At 44.4% G+C, this 21,753-nt stretch carries 15 protein-coding genes and 1 pseudogene; 14 read left to right on the forward strand and 2 right to left on the reverse strand.

Annotated features, from left to right (window positions below):
• Positions 1–51 precede the first annotated feature (51 nt).
• From ACIFSR_RS12660 to ACIFSR_RS12675, 4 genes are all read left to right on the forward strand, one after another.
• Positions 52–2,268: a helix-turn-helix domain-containing protein gene (locus ACIFSR_RS12660; protein ID WP_430057840.1), complete on the forward strand. Its 2,217-nt coding sequence runs from the start codon at positions 52–54 to the stop codon at positions 2,266–2,268.
• 208 nt (positions 2,269–2,476) lie between these two features.
• Positions 2,477–3,424: an ABC transporter permease gene (locus tag ACIFSR_RS12665; protein ID WP_430057666.1), complete on the forward strand. Its 948-nt coding sequence runs from the start codon at positions 2,477–2,479 to the stop codon at positions 3,422–3,424.
• 10 nt (positions 3,425–3,434) lie between these two features.
• A complete protein-coding gene (locus ACIFSR_RS12670) occupies positions 3,435–4,307 on the forward strand; it encodes a carbohydrate ABC transporter permease (RefSeq protein ID WP_430057668.1) in 873 nt (290 codons plus the stop codon).
• Positions 4,308–4,431: 124 nt separating this feature from the next.
• The gene (locus ACIFSR_RS12675) at positions 4,432–6,018 is read left to right on the forward strand and encodes an extracellular solute-binding protein (RefSeq protein WP_339207772.1); all 1,587 of its coding nucleotides are present in this window, start codon (positions 4,432–4,434) and stop codon (positions 6,016–6,018) included.
• 71 nt (positions 6,019–6,089) lie between these two features.
• Here ACIFSR_RS12675 and ACIFSR_RS12680 read toward each other — a convergent pair whose 3' ends face one another.
• Positions 6,090–7,241: a glycosyl hydrolase family 8 gene (locus ACIFSR_RS12680; protein ID WP_430057669.1), complete on the reverse strand. Its 1,152-nt coding sequence runs from the start codon at positions 7,239–7,241 to the stop codon at positions 6,090–6,092.
• A gap of 371 nt (positions 7,242–7,612) precedes the next feature.
• Here ACIFSR_RS12680 and ACIFSR_RS12685 point away from each other — a divergent pair, with 371 nt between their 5' ends.
• Positions 7,613–8,611, forward strand: coding sequence for an HRDC domain-containing protein (locus ACIFSR_RS12685; RefSeq protein WP_430057671.1), 999 nt, complete (start codon positions 7,613–7,615; stop codon positions 8,609–8,611).
• A 43-nt stretch (positions 8,612–8,654) separates the two neighbouring features.
• On the opposite strand, the gene ACIFSR_RS12690 is transcribed toward ACIFSR_RS12685, so the two are convergent.
• On the reverse strand, positions 8,655–9,665 hold the full coding sequence (locus ACIFSR_RS12690; RefSeq protein ID WP_430057672.1) for a zinc dependent phospholipase C family protein: 1,011 nt from the start codon (positions 9,663–9,665) through the stop codon (positions 8,655–8,657).
• 166 nt (positions 9,666–9,831) lie between these two features.
• Between ACIFSR_RS12690 and ACIFSR_RS12695 the strand changes: the two genes are divergently transcribed.
• The 9 genes and pseudogenes from ACIFSR_RS12695 (at position 9,832) to ACIFSR_RS12735 (ending at position 21,667) form a co-directional block, all read left to right on the forward strand.
• Positions 9,832–10,293, forward strand: a complete 462-nt coding sequence (locus ACIFSR_RS12695; RefSeq protein WP_054028542.1) for a chemotaxis protein CheX — start codon at positions 9,832–9,834, stop codon at positions 10,291–10,293.
• Between the two features lie 77 nt (positions 10,294–10,370).
• Positions 10,371–11,144 (forward strand): SDR family NAD(P)-dependent oxidoreductase, encoded by a 774-nt coding sequence (locus ACIFSR_RS12700; RefSeq protein WP_076267828.1) that lies wholly within the window; start codon positions 10,371–10,373, stop codon positions 11,142–11,144.
• Positions 11,145–11,169: 25 nt separating this feature from the next.
• The gene (locus ACIFSR_RS12705; RefSeq protein WP_339207777.1) at positions 11,170–12,588 is read left to right on the forward strand and encodes a DEAD/DEAH box helicase; all 1,419 of its coding nucleotides are present in this window, start codon (positions 11,170–11,172) and stop codon (positions 12,586–12,588) included.
• A 112-nt stretch (positions 12,589–12,700) separates the two neighbouring features.
• A complete protein-coding gene (locus ACIFSR_RS12710) occupies positions 12,701–13,939 on the forward strand; it encodes an S-layer homology domain-containing protein (RefSeq protein WP_339209537.1) in 1,239 nt (412 codons plus the stop codon).
• Between the two features lie 189 nt (positions 13,940–14,128).
• Positions 14,129–14,665 (forward strand): annotated as a pseudogene (locus tag ACIFSR_RS12715) (IMP cyclohydrolase); the annotation flags it as partial.
• Between the two features lie 253 nt (positions 14,666–14,918).
• Positions 14,919–15,650: a hypothetical protein gene (locus ACIFSR_RS12720; protein WP_430057674.1), complete on the forward strand. Its 732-nt coding sequence runs from the start codon at positions 14,919–14,921 to the stop codon at positions 15,648–15,650.
• A 163-nt stretch (positions 15,651–15,813) separates the two neighbouring features.
• Complete coding sequence (locus ACIFSR_RS12725; RefSeq protein WP_430057675.1) at positions 15,814–19,488, forward strand: S-layer homology domain-containing protein; 3,675 nt, start codon at positions 15,814–15,816, stop codon at positions 19,486–19,488.
• A gap of 179 nt (positions 19,489–19,667) precedes the next feature.
• Positions 19,668–20,417 carry an ABC transporter ATP-binding protein gene (locus ACIFSR_RS12730; protein ID WP_339207781.1) on the forward strand — a complete coding sequence of 250 codons (750 nt, stop codon included), beginning with the start codon at positions 19,668–19,670 and terminating at the stop codon, positions 20,415–20,417.
• Entirely contained in the window at positions 20,417–21,667 is a 1,251-nt protein-coding gene (locus tag ACIFSR_RS12735; RefSeq protein WP_430057677.1) for an ABC transporter permease, read from the forward strand. The genes ACIFSR_RS12730 and ACIFSR_RS12735 overlap by 1 nt, the downstream gene beginning before the upstream one ends.
• The last annotated feature ends 86 nt before the right edge of the window (positions 21,668–21,753 follow it).

Here is a 21,753-nt window from a genome sequence, read left to right on the forward strand (position 1 = left end):
TTTCTAATTGTAAGCGCTTCATAAATGGACGGGAGGTTGGTTCATTTGAAGATGAACTGGTATTACCGGATGATGCTGTCGTATACACCGATATTTTTCTTTGTTATTTCATCGGTTATCTTTTTGTTTTTTTCAACATTAAATCATTCGTCTGAGAAGAAGTATTTGGAAACGAATCAAGCGATCGTGGAGCAGACGATGCAAAATGTGGACGCCAACTTGCAGCTGATTGAGCGCAATGTGGTAAGGGAAATGCAGACGGACAAAACGCTGCAAGCCTTTTTTAATGAAAAGCCCAAGTCACTGTATGATTACTTCGTAATTCAAAAAAAGTTAGTTGAAATATCCTCATCTTTGCCGTTCGTTAATTCCATTTATATTTACAGTGATCATACTGGAAAAGTATTATCCGAAGCAGGGATGGTCAAGCTCGAGGCGTTTAAGGACAAGCCTTTTTTCGATTCGCATCAATCAAGATCGGCTGCAATAGGCTGGACGAGCCCAAGAGAATATAGCCAATCTATCCTTGACGATTCCACCCGCAAGGTTGTTTCGTTAGTAAAGACTTACCCGTTCGCGTCTGATCAGCAGGGAGCGGTGGTCGTCAATCTTAATGTAAGCTCCATCATCGATTTTATGAATCACTTCAATGGATACGGCGGCACGATTCAACTTCTCGATTGGGAGAAGAAGCCGTTTGAATCCACTCTGCCTTCTGCCAAGGAAGGCGGTATTTATGCCAGCTCCCCATACACCGGTTGGCAATTCTATGCAGACAGCGAGCATGCCAACGAATTTTCCACCCTCTCTTTGTTTTCCAACATGTGGTTTATTATCGTATTTATCATCATCATACTTGCCTTAGTATGGTTTACCTTTATTACGCATGTCTCTTACAAGCCGATCCAGACCATCATGGGTAAAATCGACGGATATGCGGCTCGCAAAAGCCAAGAGCTTGGCATTAAGCTGCCCCGAAACGAGTTCAAATTTATCGAAACCGCGATTGATCATTTATTAAAGAAATCGATTGATTATGAGCATCTGCATAAAGAGGATTTGCTGCTCCGACAACGGAATCTCCTTCAAGAGCTGCTTGTTGGACGATCCATGCTGACCGATCAGGAATGGAAAAATCAGGCATCGGCACTAGGCTTGCCGCATTCCTATGAATGGCTTGGCGTCATTGCTCTAGAAATTGACCATTTTGCCGCATTTACTGATAAATATAAAGCCAGTGATCAAAACCTGCTGAAATTTCTTATTGAATCCGCTTTTCGAGAGCTTATGCAGCAGAAGGAATTTCAGATCCAACACGTATGGACAGAGCCTCAGCGAATGGCTTTTGTTGTCCTTCTACAGCAAAGCTCAGAGTCCATTCAAGATAGGCTGGTACAAGTATGCGAAGAATTCCGCAAGTGGATGAACGAGCATTTGGAGTTAACCGTATCTTGTGGAATTGGGAACTTCGTCCATTCCATTCATAATATTGCGGCCGCTTACCACAGCGCTGCTGAGAATGTATCCTACAAAGCGGTTTTTGGCACAAACAGCGTAATTGATAACCGGTTAAGATATACAAAACAAACAGGAGAGACACTTCTTTGCTTTCAATCCATATTGGAGCTGTCACGCTCTTGCCGGATGGACGACGGGCAATGGGAGATTAAGCTGAGCCGAATTTTTCTTAAGTTGAAAGGCATGTTAATCTCGCGCGCGGATATTGAAGCGTTCATTCATAATTTAATCCGCCAGCTAGAGAAAGATATGGAAGCATTGCCAAGTGATATCGAGACGATATGGAGCAGCGAATACCGAAGCAGGTTCAGGCAAATAGCCCAGCATGCTGAAACGATCGACGAGCTTGAGATTCAGCTTACGGCTGTTTTGACTGAACTTGCGGGCGATAGGGATAAGAAAAGGCTGAATGGCAAAAATCATACGATCGCCCTCCAAACGAAGGAATACATCGACCAGCATTACACTGATCCGAGCTTGTCTCTCGTTCAAGTCAGCGAGAAGTTTGGTCTAAGCGCTAGAAGCGTTAGTCATTTGTTTAAAGAGGAGCTTGGCGAAAATTTTATCGATTATTTGCTTAAGGTAAGATTCGCACATGCGAAGAACATGCTGCTTGAAACAGATGAGCCTATCCAATGGATTGCAGAACAGGTGGGCTACACACACGTCATTTCCTTCCACCGCGCTTTCAAAAAATTGTTCAATCTACCGCCAGGTGAATATCGAACCATTTATCGGTTAAACGAATGAATGGCAACAAATCTGCCGAATTAATCGGCAGATTTTCTTTTTACTTCCGTAAAGGTTAATCGTCGGAAAATGGTAAAGTCCGCGTGAATAGCGAGATTTCCGATTATGTTAAGCCTCTGATTCTTGTTAATATCCGATTTCTTAATCACGTGTTACATTTGGAACCAAGCCGAAATATTTGCTTCCAATAAGAGTCAGGAGGTCATCCATGCAGATTGAAACGGAACGCCAGAGGAAGGTCAAAACCGTGCCGCGCGTTCGTATGAAAGCGCTGTACAGGGATTGGCAGTTATACCTGCTGCTGCTTCTGCCCTTGGCGTATTTTATTATTTTTAAGTACACACCAATGCTGGGCGTCGTCATTGCATTTAAGGACTACAACATGTTTCAAGGCATTTTAGCAAGCCCTTGGGTCGGTTTCGAAACGTTCCGGGAAGTATTTCAGATGGATGGTTTTTACAATGCGCTCCGCAACACCTTTCTACTCAATTTCTTGGATATTGTCGTAAGTTTTCCGATTCCAATCGCACTAGCGATACTGTTAAATGAGCTTCGCATAAAATGGTTCAAAAAAGGCGCACAGACGATTCTTTATTTGCCTCATTTTATATCATGGGTCATCATCGGCGGGATGGCTATTCAACTGCTTGCGACCAATAACGGTATTGTCAACAATCTGCTGAAGTCTTTAGGGATGAAGGTCATTCCTTTCCTTACGGAGCCTGTTTACTGGGTGCTAACATATTTATTCATAGGTATTTGGCAGAGTGCCGGGTGGGGAACGATCATTTATCTCGCTGCTTTAACGGGAATTAATAAAGATCTTTACGAAGCTGCAGATGTAGATGGTGCAAGCCGAATGCGTAAAATCTGGCACATCACGCTGCCGGGCATCAAGCCGACAATTATCATTCTTCTCATTATTAATATTGGTCATATGGCCAGCATTGGATTTGATAGACCGTTTGTACTTAGCAATCCTCTCGTCACCGATGTGTCTGAGGTTATCAGCACGTATGTATACAAAATCGGAATTCAGTCCGCACGGTATACAATAGCAACGGCTATCGGTCTGTTCCAAGCGGTTGTAGGTCTTATTTTCCTGCTGTCGGCCGATTATATTTCCAGAAAAGTTAATGATCAAGGCATTTGGTAGGAGGGCAGATATGAGAGCGTATGGCAATGACAAAATCGTAGATGCAATGATCATGGTCGTAATCATAACGGCAGGGCTCTTCTGCCTGCTGCCGCTGCTTCATATTTTTGCCTTATCGTTAAGCGCCAACGGGCCGATTCTATCAGGAAAAGTTACGATACTACCCGTAGAAATCGATTTTTCTGCTTACGAGGCTGTTTTCGGCAATGCAGCGATGATCCATTCCTTACTTTTTACTATTGGACTAGTTGTTTTGTTCACGGCTATATCGATGCTGATGACGATTATGGCAGCCTATCCCTTGACGAAGCCTAACCTAAAGGGAAGAAATTTTTTTCTTCTCCTTATCGTCCTGACGATGTTTTTCAGCGGAGGAATGATACCGGAATATCTGCTCGTAAAAAATTTGCATTTGCTTGATTCGATCTGGGCGCTCATTTTGCCGGGGATGGTGAATGCCTTTTATTTGCTCATCATCAAGACCTTTTTCTCCTCCATTCCAGTAGAGCTGGAAGAGTCGGCGCGGATGGACGGAGCCAACCATTTTAAAATATTGTGGCATGTCATCCTGCCGCTGTCGCTTCCGGTAATGGCCACACTTAGCTTGTTTTACGCAGTGGGCAGGTGGAACGGATTTATGGATGCCCTGTTGTACATTACCAACTCGGAGCTTTATCCACTTCAATTGAAGCTGTACGAAATGGTCATCAACAGCCAGGTTAACGATATGGCGATAGCAGAGGGGCTTAATGCCTCGGTACCGATTCCGGAAAGTCTTAAAGCTGCCTCGATCATGTTCGCTACCATTCCCATTTTGCTCGTTTATCCGGCGCTTCAGCGTTACTTTATTTCGGGTATGATGATCGGTGCCGTCAAAGGTTGATAGTCACTCCCAGACAGGCTGGAGCCGAAAGCTCCCGTTTCATGGAGTTGCTATAGATTAAAAAAATGATAAAAGGGAGTTGAATGCGTTGAGGAGAGCAAGGCGTAAATTCACGATAATCTTTATGGCAGTGCTGTTGATCACATCCATGCTGTCTGCGTGCAGCAGCGGAAACGGAAATAAGGAGCCTGTCAAAGAAAAGGAAGCTGCAAGCAATAAACCGAGCAATTCAGGCTCTGAAGCAACCGAGAAGCCGAAGGGAGATCCAATTAAGCTTCGAATCGAGCTGTTTGACCGAAACAATACACCGGCAGGCGCTCCGAAAATTACCGACAACGACATGACCAAATACATTCAGAAAAATTTTGGCGAACCGAATAATATTACTGTCGAATTCGTTACGGTTCCTCGCTCAGAGGAGGTAGACAAGCTGAACGTGCTTATGGCTGCGAATCAGGCTCCTGACATCGTATTTACTTATGACCAGCCGACGGTACAGCAATACGTAAAAAACGGCGGTCTGACAGATCTAGGTCCGCTGATGGATGCGCATGGACAAAAGTTGAAGGAAGTATTGGGTGAGGAGCTGCTCAGCTACGGTGTATTCGATGGCAAGCAGTATACGATTCCAGCTAAGCGCGTTCTGCAGCCTCAGAGCTCGACTTTTATCCGGCAGGATTGGTTGGATGAGCTCGGGTTGCCGCTGCCGAAAACAACGGAGCAGTTCTATGAGACGATGAAGGCTTTTAAAGAGAAAAAGCCTGGCAAATCCGGTGATAAAGCGATTCCGTATGGGCAGATCGACTATTTCCATATGCATCCGATTCAATATTCGTTCTGGGAATGGGACAAAATCGCAGATGAGGATCTTTATGCATCAGCGGAGTGGCTCATTCCGGGCAATAAGGAAGCATACCGCTTCTTGAATAAGATGTACAACGAGGGACTTATGGATCCGGATTTTCCGCTCCATATGGGCAAGGATACGCAGCAGTTCCAGAAGAACCTGCTGAACGGATATATTGGTTCGGCAACAACAAATACCAACGAGCCGGTTTATATGGGCTATTACGCAGAGCTGCAAAAGAATGATCCGAATGCAAAGCTGGCGTTAATCGATCCGTTCACAAGCGCGGACGGCAAGACACCAAAGCCTATTTATTCGCCTAATGGCATATACATTATGGTACCAAAAGCAAGTAAAAATGCGGAAGCAGCAATTAAATATTTGAATTGGATGGCTGAAACGGACAATATTATTGCCCTTCAGAACGGTACGGAAGGCGTAACATATGAGATGAAGGATGGCGTTCCATTTACGCTTGATAACGATCAGGCGAAGCAGACTTTATATAACTATTTTGATTACTGTATCATTCTTAACGGGAAATATGTCAGTACAACCGATGAGCTGCTGAACATTACGGCTAATGCGTCCGATCCGAATTTCAAGGATTTTACGGTGGAAAGCATCGCGACTGGATCGAAGGATGGCATCATTAAACCTCGTGTGGTGACGCCGATTCAATCGGAGATCAAGTACGCTACAACGCTGAAGGAAAAGGACGACGAAATATTTGTTAAAGTGTTAACTGCGAAACCAGCGGATTTTGACAAGGTTTATGAGAAGGAAGTAGCGGATTATATGAAAATTGGCGGCAAGGAAGTAATGGAAGAGAAGCGAGCAGCGTTTAAAGCTGAGAATCCGTAAGGAGAAAAAGAACGGCCACCTTCGATTCAGGAGAAGTGACCGTTCTTTTTCAATTGCGATGAGACAAAACGCTATACAGTAGGCATATAAATTTTAAAGCTGCCGCTAAGCGCAAGCATGGCGAACAGATAGAGGCAGTTGTCGTAATAGCGGCGGTCACCGGTGCGAAGCGGTGTGTTCCACAATAAATCAATAGAAGCTTTGGCATGCGGTCCTTCGAAACTGGCAAGCGAAGCCATCGCGTTTGTGGCAAGCAGCCCGACGGGATGGAGTGATTTTTCCTCAAATGGTTCGCCAGCTATCGTATAACGTCTATAATCAGACGGATCAATACCTGAGAAAAAAGCTTGAATCCGGTTTGCCTCCTCACGCTGCCACGCATCGACGCCAAACCATTCCGTATCGAGGCCAATATTGGCGGCTACACGGTACGAGTCGCTGTAAAAATGACCATATCCGCGCTCGTTGTTTGGTGTTCCGTCGTAATAGGCGTACTCGGGTGCTAGTCCAGTAACCGGATGGCATGACAGCTTCAAATAATCTCTGCTCGCAGCTGCAGCTTCTTTCCAAAACTTGCGATCTTCTGGATTAGCCCACAGCGCAAACAGCTCATAAAAGTGCGGCAAATGGTAGGATGGATCGGAATAGTCGCAATTTGGAATAAATTTGATTAATTTATTGGCAGGCTCCCACATCGGGTAACCGTCGTTATTTTCACCCTTATGCACACAGCTGTGAAGCAGGTTCCGAGCTTGATCACCGTAATTAAAAGGAACAGAGCCATCACCCCATCGGTGTGATGCAAAGAAGAGAGCAAGCGCAAAATATTCCTCGCCGTCGGGCGCGGGACCGTATGATCTTTTTGTGCCATCGGTATTGCATGACCAAGCGAAATAACCGGCATTTTCACCTTCGCTCATATACATGTAAGTCATCGTCCATTTCCATATGCGGTCGAAGATATCTTTGCGGTTCATCTGCACAGCCATCATCATGCCATAGGACATGCCTTCGGTGCGTACATCAATATTTCCGGTATCTAACAGATACCCCATATCGCCGCCAGCCTCGTAATAGATTCGCGTATCTTCATTACCGCCGAACAGGTTGTCCCAAGTATCCTCGACACGTCTCCCAATTTCTTCTTGGCTGTAACCGTACAGCTTAAACAAATTTCGGTAGTTCCCTGTGAAAAAAGCACCCGTTCCCAGCTTCGTCGACATCTTGTATTACTCCCCTTATATTAAATTTTCACTGCATGGAAATGCCTGAGAAATTGACTTCACCAAAACTTTACCTTGTATCGTTCAGAGTTCCTACCCTAGAAAGTTTATAGAGTACTGTAATTATTAAAGGTTTGGTCTTATTAAGGAAGTTTGAGAGCATGATTTTGCAGCAACAAAATGCTTGTAATAAAGAAATCAATATGATAGCATGAAAGCAATCGAATCATTAAACGTGAGGAAGCACCTCCTTTGCCGTAGGCAGAGGAGGTGCTTTTTGTTGTTTTCCGACATTCTCCCTAATTGTTCGGACGCTTTCCTTGCCTTCAACCGATTCGCGACCACATCTATTTATTGGAGGAATGAGAAACATGCAAATCGTATTTTTGAACACGTTCGAGAAGCTTGGAGAAGGCCAGCGCATTGATAGCGCGCAGCTATCTATCTGTGAGAATCAAGGCATTTGGGCAGTGCTGTGGGTGGAGCTGAATGAGGAGAGCGAAGATCCGATCACTTGGTTTGAAGGAACGTCATGGGAGGAAATGATTGTGGCATTCCGTCATGGAATTGCAAGGGTCATGGGGGAAGGGTACGCGCCTATTATCGATGGCATGCTGGACGATCGCCGTTCTACAACTGGCAGCTTTGTAACTATGCTTCAATGCTACGGCGAGCTTCATGCCAATCAAGAACTTTTTCAGAAGCTTCGTGAATGGCGGCGTACGAAAGCAATTGCTGAGAAGCGTTCGGCTTATCTTGTCGCTACTAATCGCATGTTGTGGATGATCAGCGCCTTCGTTCCGAAGACGGCAGATGAATTAGCACAAATTCCCGGTTGGGGAAGCGCCAAGCATGCATCCTATGGACTGGAAGTGCTGGAGATTACAAGTGAGGCTAATCGTGATACCGAGTTTCCGCTGCAATGGGTAAGTGACAAATTAGACTCAATCGCCTATACGCAGTGGCTTTATAAACAAAAGGAGACAAAATATAAATCTCAGATGGATCGCCAACAGGCAAAAAAACATATTTTGACGGCGGTACAGCAGGGTGGATCGCTTGAACAGCTTGGCGTGGAGCTAGAGCTGTCAAGGCGCGAATTAATGGATCGAATCGAGCAATTAGAACAAGAGGGTTACGATATGGAATCACTGATTACGCGGGAGCTCGTAGAGATGCCAGATGATGAGCAGCAGCTCGTATGGGATGCTCTCTCGCTGGTCGGCGATAAATATTTGAAGCCGGTATTGCAGCAAGTATATGGCACTTTGGAAGCTTCGCAGTTGAATAAGCCTGTTGATGTCCTTTATGAGCGCTTGAGGCTCATAAGGCTGCGTTTTAGAAGAAGCCTGACAAGTAAGGCTGTATAATTTTTTTTAGAAAAAGAAAGACAAGAGAAGGCTCCTTCATTACTTAAGGAGCCTTCATAATTCCGATTTGGTCAGTCCAAACCGTGTCTGCAAAACGGATCGTAGTATTAAAGTCGCAATGAAGTCCAGTTTCATAGGAACGATTGTCTATAAGGGCGATGGCGTCTTCTCGCAGTAGACGTACACGATAACGCTCCTCTTTTGTAAACTGCGGCTGCTCATAGGCTCTTAGCCAAATGAGGATAGCGCTTACAACCTCAACAGCATCATCTAACGCTTGATTCCATAGCTGCCAAACGCTCTCATTGTGATAGGTGGCGCCGTCCATTGGATTAAGCCAAGGCTGTTCCTCTACATTTAATACGTCAAAGGGCATAGCCCCTCTTTTATAAGTGAAAGGCTCGATTTGCCCAAAAGTTAGTATTTTTCGTATGCCAGTCGGATCATGGAATAAACGCTGCGCGGCAGTGAAATCACGATTCGCTTGGTTCCAATCCTCGCGTTTAATGAGCGGGGCCAGCTCTTCATAATAAAGGGCAGCAATTGACTCGAAAGCGTCCACTACGGGTGCAGGAAATGCTCCCTTCGTATCGATATGCTTCCAGACTGGAGTTTTCCACGTTTCAATACCCCAAAGCTCACGCGCTATTATCGTATCCATCATAATTTCAAAACGTTGATGATCCCATTTGCGAAAGCCCGATTTGCTAAATACATAAGGATGAAGATTACGATCAAGAATGTGATGCAATACGAATCCTAGTGTGTATAGGATAGAAGAATCAGGACGTTTAGGGCAGGCGGGTCTGCCGACGACACTATCCAGCATTTCGACAAGTACCGGTCCGCAATTGCGGTTATGCATTTCCGTTCCTAAACGATTTAAGGCTATGCTGCGCTGCCAAGGGAAAAAACGATGATAGAACAAAAAGTCAGGTCCTTGGCATCCCATGTTAAATATATTTTTTTTCTCAGCTGATTCAATTAGTGCGCATTCGCCAAGCCGCTCGAATACAAGTTGTCCAAAAATGAAGTGAGCCCATACGTTAGGCATAGAAGAGGACCTCCATTCCTATCAATATTCTACAGATTTCGTTTTAAAATATAGTTCTAAAGATACATATATTTTATTTATAGTATACTTGTCCTAGTGAATTAAGTATAATATAAATTAAACAAGACAAAGCGCGAATTTTGTCGAAAAGGAGCGTATCTTCATTATGAAGGCAGAGTACATTAACCCGTTTCTTGAATCTGCAAAAATCGTGATTGAGCAAGTCGTTCAAATACGTCCAGCGACTGGAGAACTAGGTCTCAAGGATATCAAGTTTGTAGAGAACTATATTTGGATTCAAATTGGGCTCAACGGACAGATGAACGGTGACATTGTATTCGGGCTTAGCGAAGAGGTAGCTATGAAAATGGTTTCTGCGATGATGGGCGGATACGTAATTTCTGAAATCGACGAAATCGTGAAGAGTGCTATTTCTGAGCTTGGCAATATGATTAGCGGAAATGCGAGTACGATGCTGTTTAATCAAGGGGTGAGAGTAGATATTACACCGCCGAAGGTTATCCAGTCTGCTCAATCAGCTGGCTTCACCGCACAAAAAGCGTTGACGATTCCACTGATAATGGAAGGCATTGGAGAACTCGACATCCAAGTTTTAATCGCATCTTAGCATAGAAATGGCTCCTTAGGGAGCTTTTTTTGCGTCTGCAATACCAATCAAGTAAAATTGTAAATGGGTGATGATGGATGTTAAGAGGCAAAGTGATTTTCATCTCCGGTGCATCAAGCGGAATCGGAGCGTTAATGGCTAAAATGCTGGCTGAACGGGGGGCGATCCCAGTTTTGACTGGACGCAACATCTCGAAGCTAAAGGAGATTTCCGCTGCAATAAAGGGGAAAAGCTCGTTCTATCAGATGGACGTGACCGATAATGAACAGGTGAAGCGAACAGTAGAAGCTGTCATTGCGGAATATGGTAAAATAGATGTATTGCTGAACAACGCTGGCTACGGCAAATTCGAGAATTTTATGAGCATGAATGTGGAAAGCTTTGAGCAAATGATGGACACGAACTACCTAGGCATCGTACGCTGCACGAAGGCAGTTGTTCCTCATATGGTGAAGCAAGGAAGCGGACATATTGTAAACATAGCATCTTTAGCAGGCAAAATAGGCACTGCCAAATCAACCAGCTACACAGCCACAAAGCATGCTGTGCTTGGCTTTACTAATGCACTTCGCATGGAGCTTCGGGAGCAGGGAATTCAGGTATCTGCGGTTAATCCAGGTCCAATTGATACGCCTTTTTTCTCGCTGGCTGATCCTTCCGGCTCTTACGTTAAAAATGTCAATTGGTTTATGATGAAGCCAGAATATGTAGTCAAAAAAATCATTCGTTTAATCGAGCGGAGAAAAGCCGAGCTTGACCTGCCGAAAACCGCAGCTTTTGGTATTAAACTATATCAATTGCTGCCGCGAACCATTGATCGGCTATTCGGCGGTATGTTAAATCGAAAATAAAGGTTTAAATGAGAGAGGATTAAAAATGAGTAAGCACACATGGTATGAAATAGGAATTAATGAACTGCTGTCGGATAAGCTCACAGCAAATGGAATTATTGAACCAACGGATGTACAGGCAAATACGATTCCGATATTGCTTGGAGGCAGCGACGTTTCAGCGAGGTCGCAGACGGGCACAGGTAAAACGCTTGCGTATTTGCTGCCGCTTCTTCAGAAGCTGAATTCGCATTCAAGCGCGATTCAAGCGATTATTTTGGCTCCAACTCAGGAGCTTGCGATGCAAATTGTTCGTGTAGCAGAAGTGTACGCGGAGCCGCTGAACATTCGCGTTCAGCAATTGATTGGCGGAGCAGCATTAAAGAGGCAGGTAGAGAAATTGAAGCTGCGCCCGCAGCTGGTTATTGGAACACCAGGGCGAATTCACGAATTGCTTAAGCTGCGCAAACTCAAGCTGAATGATGTGAAAAATGTTGTAGTTGATGAAGCGGATCAAGTATTTCAGCTCGGGTCGACAAAAGAGGTCGAGATCATTTTGCATAGTGTCGGTAAAGAGCACCAAATTGCTTTTTTCTCCGCGACATATCCGGATCAAATGGCTCGTTTTGAAGGACGCTGGATGAAAAACCCGGAACGTATTCAGGTTACGCCGGAGCATACCGTATCACAAACGATCGATAATTACTTTATCGTTAGCGATAAGCGTGATAAAACCGATACGGCAAGAAGGCTTGTACGCTTGCTGAACCCGGCCTCTGCTCTGCTTTTCCTAAATGATACCGACAACATTTCCAACTGGGAATCGAAGCTAAGTTATGAAGGCTTTACTGTTGAGGCTTTGTATGGGGATGCGGATAAACAGCGCCGTGCAGCAACATTGACACGTTTTCGCGAGGGTCGCTGCCAACTGCTGCTAGCTACGGATGTTGCGGCTAGAGGCCTTGATATTGAAGGTCTGCCGCTCGTCATTCAGCTTGATCCTGCATCGGATGCGGATCATTATGTGCATCGTGCAGGACGAACGGGCCGTATGGGACGTCCTGGTACAGTCGTTTCCATTGTCACGCCGCAGGAGCTGTTTATTATGGAGAAATTCCGCAAGCAGCTGGGCATCGAATTGACAGAACGGACGATGTTCAGAGGAAAGCTTCTTAGCGAGGAAGAGCTGCGAGAAGCAACAAAACCGTTTGCGGCTCGCCATGAAGCGAAGCTTGCAGATCGCTCAGAAGCGTTGCAAACGAAGCGAGCTGTAGAGAACAAAAGTGCAGCTGCTGCTCCGAAACAAACGAAGCTTGTAGAGACGAAAGCAGTAGCTGCTCCGCCGAAACCAAAGCCAGCAGCGAAGCCTGCTCCTAAGAAAGTGGAGCGAAAGCGCGAAGGCAAAAACAAAGGTGCTCCTAAGTGGTTGAAGGCTAAACGCGAGGCCGATAAGGAACAATCATAAAAATTTATTTTGAAAGCCACCCTCTTAAATCGATCAGCCTCTCCCGAAACATATGGGCGAAGGTAAAAAATGCGGCAAAACCCGCAATCGAAAAAGGAGTGTGGCTTTCTTGATGAAACAAACAATGTGGAAAAAGACAGCAATTTCTTCGCTTGCGCTGCTAATGCTTGCAGGCGGTGCGACGTCAGCTTTTGCAGATGGCGGTAAAGGCAAAGGGCATGATGGCGATCGTAATGATGATAAAGGCCGTCATGAGGACAAGGATGACAAGTATGACAAGGACGATAAACATAAAGTAACATGGCAATTTCAAGATGAGGACGATCTGAAGTGGGCTATGGAATACATTATGCGGTTAGCGTCGAAGGGCGTATTTACTGGCTACGAGGATGGTACATTTAAGCCGAATCAGAAAATCAACCGTATTGAAACGTTGACTGCTGCTGTCAGATTGATGGGTCTTCGCTCACAAGCGGAATCAGCAGATAAAATGAAAACGGACTTGCAATTTAATGATGGGGATAAAATCGCAAAAAAATACCCTTGGGCTGTTGGTTACGTTGCAGTAGCGCTGGAGAACGATCTATTCTCTGAGACTGAATCAGAAGTGAAACCGGAAGCAAACGCGACAAGACTATGGTCTACGATTCTTCTCGTAAAAGCGCTTAAACTGGAAGACGAAGCGAAGGCGCTCAATAATACGAAGCTTGACTTTAAGGATGCAAAAGAGATCCCTGCTGGATCTGTAGGTTATGTTGCTCTTGCTTTGAAGAAAGGCATTATTACCGGCTACAATGATAAGAATGGAAAAACGTTCCGTCCTAATCAACCAGTAACCCGTGCAGAGCTGGCAGCGCTTCTCGATCGCACAGATACGGAAATGCCTAATCATGATGCACAAGCCATTTTAGGCAAGCTAAAAGCAGCTCCTGCTGATGGCAAGTTGACGGTTGTTAAAGGAGATAACACGGAGATTTCACTAGCATTAGACTCGAATGTGTTTATTTTCCGAGATGATAAAAAATCGCCAGTGAGCTCACTCCGAGCAGGGGATGAGGTACTCGTTCGTACGTATCTCAATCGTATCGTATTTATTGAAGTAACGAAGTCGGCTCCTGTTAGTACAGCTTTCACGGAGAACGGAATTATTAATACATTAACGTTCAACAATCAGGCGAAATTGACGACGGTTTCTCTCATTACTCGATATGAAAACTCACAGGCAGTTGTCACAACATTCAGCATTGATCCAAGTGTAGTCATCACAGGTGACTCCTCGCAGCTAAAGGTTGGTCAATATGTACAAGTAAAAGGCGACAATGGTACAGTTAAATCAATTGAAGTGAAATAAGGTATAAATAAGAGAAGGGCTGTCCTGAAAGTAGATTTTTCTACTTTTGGAACAGCCCTTTTTTCATTGCTCAACAATCAAAATAATAGCTAGTGAATCTAGCAGCGCTTATTTTTCTACATAATAAGCACGATATAGTTCGTTATGAAATTCGTGCGTTAATTTTCATAGTTTGTAAGAAACAGAGCATATGATGCGGCAAAAATGGAAGACCCTTCATTGATTATTTATGATCCGATAAAGAGTATAAATGGGATGCACATCATTTCCAATGGAGATCAGACGGAAACCATCTATGAAGCTTATGGCAAAAAAGAAACGTTTGAAGATGCATTAAAAAGCAGAATGTTTGAACCAGATGCTCCCCATTATACACCGCGTATTTCCGGTATTATTGATACCGAATCAGCTGCATACAGCTTGTCCATTTTGAAAACAAGGCAAAACGATCCGTCATTTTGCATCCGTCATTTCTTTCATTACGACTCTTTTACAAAAGGGATTGGTCATTGTATTCACACTTATAAAGGTGAAGAAAATGGTATTTTGAGATCTTTTGAAGGTGAACCGTTGGAGGTGCCTTTATTTAATTCAATGGATGAAACGGCTCAGTTTTACTGGAGCAGCGTAAACGCAGGTCATAAAATTTCATTTCTTGTGAAATTTATTCATACCGATGATCGTAAGGTGGAATTTAAAATAATTAATAAAAATCAGACGTTTTAGTGTCTTTATAATTAATTCCGACAAAAACGATGGGAAAAATTAAATAATCGTTGACAGGGTCGTTTTTGAGGAATAATATAGGAATATATTCAAAGTGAGTTGAAAAACCATTTTGTAGGATGACAAAAGAAGATAATCTACTGGACCACCAGAGATTCAATAGGAGCGCAGTTCTGCGCCTTGTTGGGTCTCCTTTTTTTATCCAAAAAAACAAAAAAGCTCAAAGAGCGAAGCGAAAGGGATGTTTACAATCATGAAAAAACTAACACTAACATTAATTTCTGCAACAGTAGCCTTCTCAGCCCTAACTTATGTTGTCGTATCTGCCAAACAGGCTCAAGGTGCGCCTGCGGTGAAGGACAACGCTGCAATTGTTACCGAAGCAAAGGAAGAGAATCAATCCAAAATCATTACCGTTTCTGACACAGAGAAAAAATCAGAAGTAAACACAGCTGCAGCAGAAGGCGAAAAACAACCGCAAGCAAAAACGGCGGACACGATAGAGGCAAATAAACCTGAAGCAGAAAAAGCAGATACGAAACAAGAAGATAAATCCAAAGTTACTCTTGCTGTAGATAAGAAGGAAGAGGCGCCTGCAGCTAAAGCGGCAGCAGCGAAGGAAGAGCCTGCGGCTAAAGCAAATACATCGGTTGAAAAAACAGCGACACAGCCGAAAGAAGCTGCCCAGCCTAAAGCAGCCACGACCGTAAAAGAAGAAAGCCAGCCTAAAGCTGCAGCCGTTGTAAAAGAAGAACCAAAAGCAGCAGCACCTGCTGCGAAAGAAGAAACACAATCGAAACCAGCGGAGCCAGCTGCGAAAGAAGAAAAGAAACCATCTAAATCGGTCTCATTCGTGAAAAAAGATACGGTACAGCCGAAAGCACCATCATCCTCAGAGGCTCCTGCTTCATCCTCTTCGTCATCATCTTCGTCTTCCGAAGGTCAACAGCCAGCACCATCGACGACGGAAGAAGAAATCTGCTAGAAACAAGAAATACGTATTCATGAGTTATGAAATGGGGGTGGTCATAAAGGGCAGATCAGCCTCTTATGACCGGCTCCCTGCACGAGATCTTGAAGCGACTAGTGGAGAATACATATTTCACACTTGGCACATCGACAAAATTTGATGAAAACGAGGAATGAACATGAAATTACAATTTAATACATCCAAAAGATGGTTAGCTCTTATATTGGCTGCATTATTAATTTTGCCAGCTGCCAATATCGTTAATGCCAATCCAGCTTCGGAAACTCTAGTAAATAGCGGCGCCAGCCATTATAACTATTTTAATAATGTGTATGAGCATTTGGATGATGAGAACCATATTCTTCAAACGGTAACGTATGAAGATATTATTAATCTCTTTGACAGCGAAGGCACATATGTTGTGTTGTTTGGCGGAGCTTGGAGCGATAAAACACAAGCGAATATTGGCTTTATTAATCAGGTGGCAAAGCAATATGGCGTAAAAACCATCTATAACTTTGATACGAGGTTAGATGGCAAATCACTAGAGATTGCGGAAACGCAAACGAAAGAAATCAAAGTTGGCAACAACACTTTTGATTTTGCAGAAGCGTATGTCGAGCTGGTCAAAAAATATTTAAAGAACCTCGATGAAGTACTTCCAGCAGGAGATATCGTTAGCTATACGAAAAAAGACAGCAAGGGCGCAGTAATTTCTGAAGGCTCAGCGAAAAAGATTGAAGCGCCATTCCTGTTTGTGTATAACAAAAAGAAAATTGTTTCCTCTTTGGCATCAACGAATGTATGGAACGATTACTTAACAAATGGTGTTTTGGACACGAGTAAAGTAGATGCTTACAAAGCAAAAGTGAGTCAAGTATTTGAAGGAATCACTTCATTTGATACGATTAACCGTTCGAATTCCATCAAAGCAGCTTTCAATAGAAACGGATCAATCATTAACAAAAAAGAAACGGTTATTTTTGACGAATCGGATGGCGAGCTCGTATTTGAACATGTAACCTATCACCAATTGACGAAGATTCTCGAGAGCGAAGGGAATTATACGATCTTGTTCGGCGGCTCTTGGTGCCCGAATACGCAAGCAGCCATTAAGTTTATTAACGAATATGCGAAAAAAAATAACATTGATAAAGTTTATTTCTGGGACACCAAGCTGGATTCGGGAATTTCGATCATGGATCTTAATAAAGACCCGAACGCTGACCCGCATAACGGCATATTCTTTCAAACGAGAGATACGAATCATCCAAATGCCAATCTGTATGTAGATTTGATTAACAAATATTTGCCTGATATCAAAACACAATATGTAAAAGCAAGCAACAATGTAAAGTATACGAATGAGAACGGCGTAGAAGTAATCGCAAGCAAAGCTCAGGTTCCATACCTCTTTCAATATAACAAAGACAACAAGGATGCTGATGGCAACAAAGCTCCGATTCTTGGGCATATTGAATTGATGTATTCTTGGACCAATATTCAACCTGATTATGTAAGCAGCGGGCTTACTGGTGTGAATTACAATAACTATACGAATGCTTTGAACAGCCTATTCGCAAGAGTTGAGGCCAAACCTACAGGGCTGACAGCGGTTAAACCAACCTCATCCGATGAAAATGATGGTCAAATTACAGGAACGAAAGGCAAAGCGCTAGAATACAAGCTTGAAAGTGAAACGGATTACAAGGCTGTAACTGGTGATGCAATAACTAACTTAGTGCCAGGTACTTACAATGTTAGATATGCATCCAAGCTTGGATACAATGGTCCTCATACAGCAGGAATTCCTGCAGCTGTTTCGTACAAAGCGGGCGAAGCTGTAAACGTAGTGGTTCCATCCTTTATTCAAGACCAAGCTGCACCAACAGGGCTGGCAGGCGTTGCGCCAACGACATCAGCTAACAATGACGGTAAAATTACAGGAACGACGACAGCGCTTGAATACAAGTTGTCTAATTCATTATCCGATTATATTCGTGCAACAGAACCGTCTGTTACAGATCTTGTTTACGGTACTTATGATGTTCGTTACGCGGCAAAAGAAGGATATCGCCCAAGCCCTAAAGTAGAGGTTGTTATTCCGGCTTACGGCGAGGAAGCGCAAGAAGCGCCGACTGGCTTAACAGGCGTATCGCCGACAACAATTGCTAATAACGATGGACAAATTACAGGAACGACTGCAGCTCTAGAATACAGATTAGATGGAACGGATGCTTATCAAGCGGCAACAGAACCAGCGATCACTGGTCTCGCAGCAGGCACCTACAATATCAGATTTGCAGCTAAACCTGGATTCAGTGCAAGCCCCGCAATTAATATCGTTATCAAAGCGTTTGCTCTACAAGAGCAGCCGGAACCATCAGGCTTGACGGGTGTAGCTCCAACCTCTTCAGCTAATAATGATGGACAAATTACAGGAACAACGACAGCACTTGAATACAAGCTGTCAGGAGCTGAGTCCTATCAAGCGGCTACAGCGCCATCTATTACTGGTTTATCATCAGGCACTTACAACGTGAGGTTTGCGGCTAAGGAAGGCTATAATGCCGGCGCAGTGCTAGATGTCATTGTACCTAATTATGTATCCCCTCCAAGCGGTGGAAACAATGGCCCAAATCCAACGCCAACACCTACACCTCCAGCAGGCGGAGACAATGATGGTACAGCACCAACAGCAACGATAACAGCAACAACCGATGCTGCGACAGGAGCAACCGTAGCGAAAGCAACCGCAGCTTCTATTACAAGCCTGGTTGAGCTTGCTAAGAAAGCGGAAGCAGCAGGCAAAACCTCTGTCGTTGAGCTTAAGGTTGAAGCAACAGCTCAAACTAAATCTGTAGAGCTGAGCATTCCTAGAAAATCGTTTAATGAAGTAGCTTCAAGCACAAATGCGGGTGTGAAGGCCAATCTTGGCGTTGGCACTGTCGTTTTTGACGCAAAAGCAATTGAAAGCATCAGCAATTCGGCTGAAGAGGGTGACATCAGCATTATTATTACGAAAGTAGAGCTGACGGACGAGGGCAAGGAAGCTTTGGGTGACAGACCGGTTTATGATTTCTCCGTATTCGCAGGAACTACCCAGCTTACAAGCTTTGGCGGCAGCAATGTGCAAGTTAGTGTGCCTTATACTTTAAAAGCCGGAGAAGATCCAAATGCTGTGGTGGTCTACTATGTAACGGATGCCGGCAGCTTGGAAACGATCCGCGGGAAATACAACGCGGGTACAGGAACGGTAAACTTTGTTACGACACATTTCTCCCAGTACATTGTAGGATACAATAAAGTAAGCTTTAAAGATGTATCGGATGCAGCTTGGTATAAGGATGCCGCTTTATTCCTTGCGGCAAGAAGCATTACAACAGGTACAGACGAGGACCATTACAGCCCGAATGCGACAGTGACGAGAGGCCAATTCATCGTCTTGTTATTGAAAGCATACGGCATCGAGCCAAATGAGAAAGAGACAGCTAATTTTGATGATGCAGGGAATACCTACTATACGAATTACTTGGGAGCTGCTAAGCGCCTGGGTATTACGAAAGGTGTAGAAGGCAATACGTTTAACCCTAATAGCAAAATTACACGTCAAGATCTATTTACACTTCTGTATCGTGCACTTGAAGTGTTTGGTGAATTGCCTAAAGCAGAGACAAATGTTGCGGTGTCCAGCTTCAGTGATTCCGATCAAATTGCGAGCTATGCAAGCGACGCTTTCAAGGCTCTAGTTGAGGGCGGCATCATTACGGGGAACAATTCAAAGCTGAGCCCTAAAGATGTTTCTACGAGAGCTCAAGTGGCACAAGTGCTTTATAATCTGCTTTCAAAGTAATACGATATGTACGCAAATCATAGTGTTTAAAGAATGGGTGGCCAATGGCTGCCCACTTTTTGCGTTTTTGTGCATGCTTCATGCTTTTGTACACAAATCATTGCTTTCTTTGATATTAGTCCGATAATTCGGTATGCTGTTTACTAGATAAACTAATTTACATAGTTGAAGGTGATAGGATGGATTCTATTTTACAGGTGAATGGTTTAATCGGCGGTTACAGCCCAAGAAGACCAGTACTGCATGATATCTCCTTTGAGGTAAAAGCGGGCGAGATGGTAGGATTAATCGGTCTGAATGGCGCTGGAAAAAGCACGACCATTAAGCATATTTTAGGTTTAATGAAGCCGCAGGCGGGGGAAGTAAAGGTTGATGGCGTTACGCTGGAAGAAGAAACGGAGCGTTACAGAAGCGCATTTGCTTATGTGCCGGAGACGCCGGTTCTATTTGATGAGCTGACCGTTGAGGAGCACTTGCGCTTAACGGGGATGGCCTATAGCGTAAAGGACAAGCAGTATGGTGATCGTGAGGACGAGCTGCTGAAGCAGTTCCAAATGACGCCAAAGCGTAAAGCCTTTGCAGCCCACTTATCCAAAGGCATGAAACAAAAGGTCATGATTATGAACGCGCTGCTCGCTGAGCCGCCGCTGTACATCATCGATGAGCCTTTTCTAGGGCTTGACCCGCTTGGCATTCGTTCCTTGCTGGAGCGGCTGGTTGAAGTAAAACAAAAGGGAGCAGCCATCCTTATGAGCTCGCATATCCTCTCAACTGTGGAGGCGTATTGCGATCGTTTTATCGTCATGCACCACGGTAAAATCGTTGCGATCGGCACGCTCGATGATATTAGACAAGCAGCAGGCATGGACATGCGCAGCGGTTCTCTGGAGGATGCCTTCTATAAGCTCGTTACTGGGGGCAATGTTTGATGAGCAATATTAGTAAGCTGGAGCTGATGTGGCAGCAAAGAGCAAAGGCATTCCGCGGGGAAACGCTGCCTTATTTTCGGTATATGGGGCAAAGCGGCTTCCCAGCTTTTATGTCTTTAATCTTGATCTCCTCCACGATTGGATACATAAATTTAATTCGACATATGCCAGCCAGCTTTCCCTTTGCGACTGTTGGTGTTATTGCATTAACGTTGGTGTTGTGTTGGAGTCCGCTTCGCACGTGGCTTGCGGCCGGAGACGTCGTCTTTATGATGCCGCGTGAGGCAGAGATGGCCGGTTATTTGCGCTTATCGTTCCGTCATACTTCAATTGCATGTTCGATACTAGCTACCATTGTGTTTCTTCTTTATTTGCCGATCTATAACCAAGGCCCAGCCATTAACGGCGCATTGCTTCTTGCAGTCGTGGCTGCCGCTTTGAAGGCGGGCAATGTATGGGGAGCATGGAAAGAGCGCCGAATGACTTGGGCTGGCATGCGACGTCTCATGCGTGTGCTGCGCTGGGCTATGACAGCATTGACGCTGGCTGCTTGGCTTACTTGTACAGCTTGGCAGGCTGCGGGGTTTACGCTGCTCATCGGTATACTGTCTATGCTGCTTTATCGTCTTCCAACAAAACATCCTTTTCCTTGGGAGAGGCTGATTGAAGAGGAAGCAAGGACACGCAAACGGTATTATGCTTTTTTTGGATTGTTTATCGATGTACCTACACTCCCATCGAGTATAGCAAGAAGATCGTATTTAAGCTGGATTCTGCGTACGATACCGTATTCGAATCGCAATACATTCGTTTATCTCTATACGGCATCTATGCTTAGAACCGAGATGGGCGGAATTATACTAAGGCTGCTTATTCTCGGCTGCCTCATCACCTATTGGTTTGCTGAAGCCGTATCGCTATCTGGTTATGGCAGTGTTCTCGTATTTTTTATTTTTATGGGACTCATTGCAGTTCAATTAGGCGGCTTGCGTCATATCCATCGTTATTCGGTTTGGAAGCATGTGTATCCATTGCCGGAAAAACAGCGAATCGAGCAATATTTGAAAATTGATCGTTTGGCGATGGTGCAGTGCACGCTGCTGCTGTGGCTGTTTGTTGCTTTGCCGCTGGCTTTGGCGGGCGGCGTTTACGTCCCTTCGCTCATAGCTATTGTACTTGCCGCCATGTATATCGGCATTCGTCCAGCGCGTTTGCGCAAGAAGCTTGCGAAAGATGAGGATGAAGACTAAGCAGGGCAGACTGAATACAAAAAAGAACCCCTGAGAGAAGCATTCGTAAAGAAATGCTGACTCAGGGGTTCTTTGCAATTATTCGC

The organism is Paenibacillus sp. NRS-1760 (genome assembly GCF_050467785.1).
Classification (GTDB): Bacteria; Bacillota; Bacilli; order Paenibacillales; family Paenibacillaceae; genus Pristimantibacillus.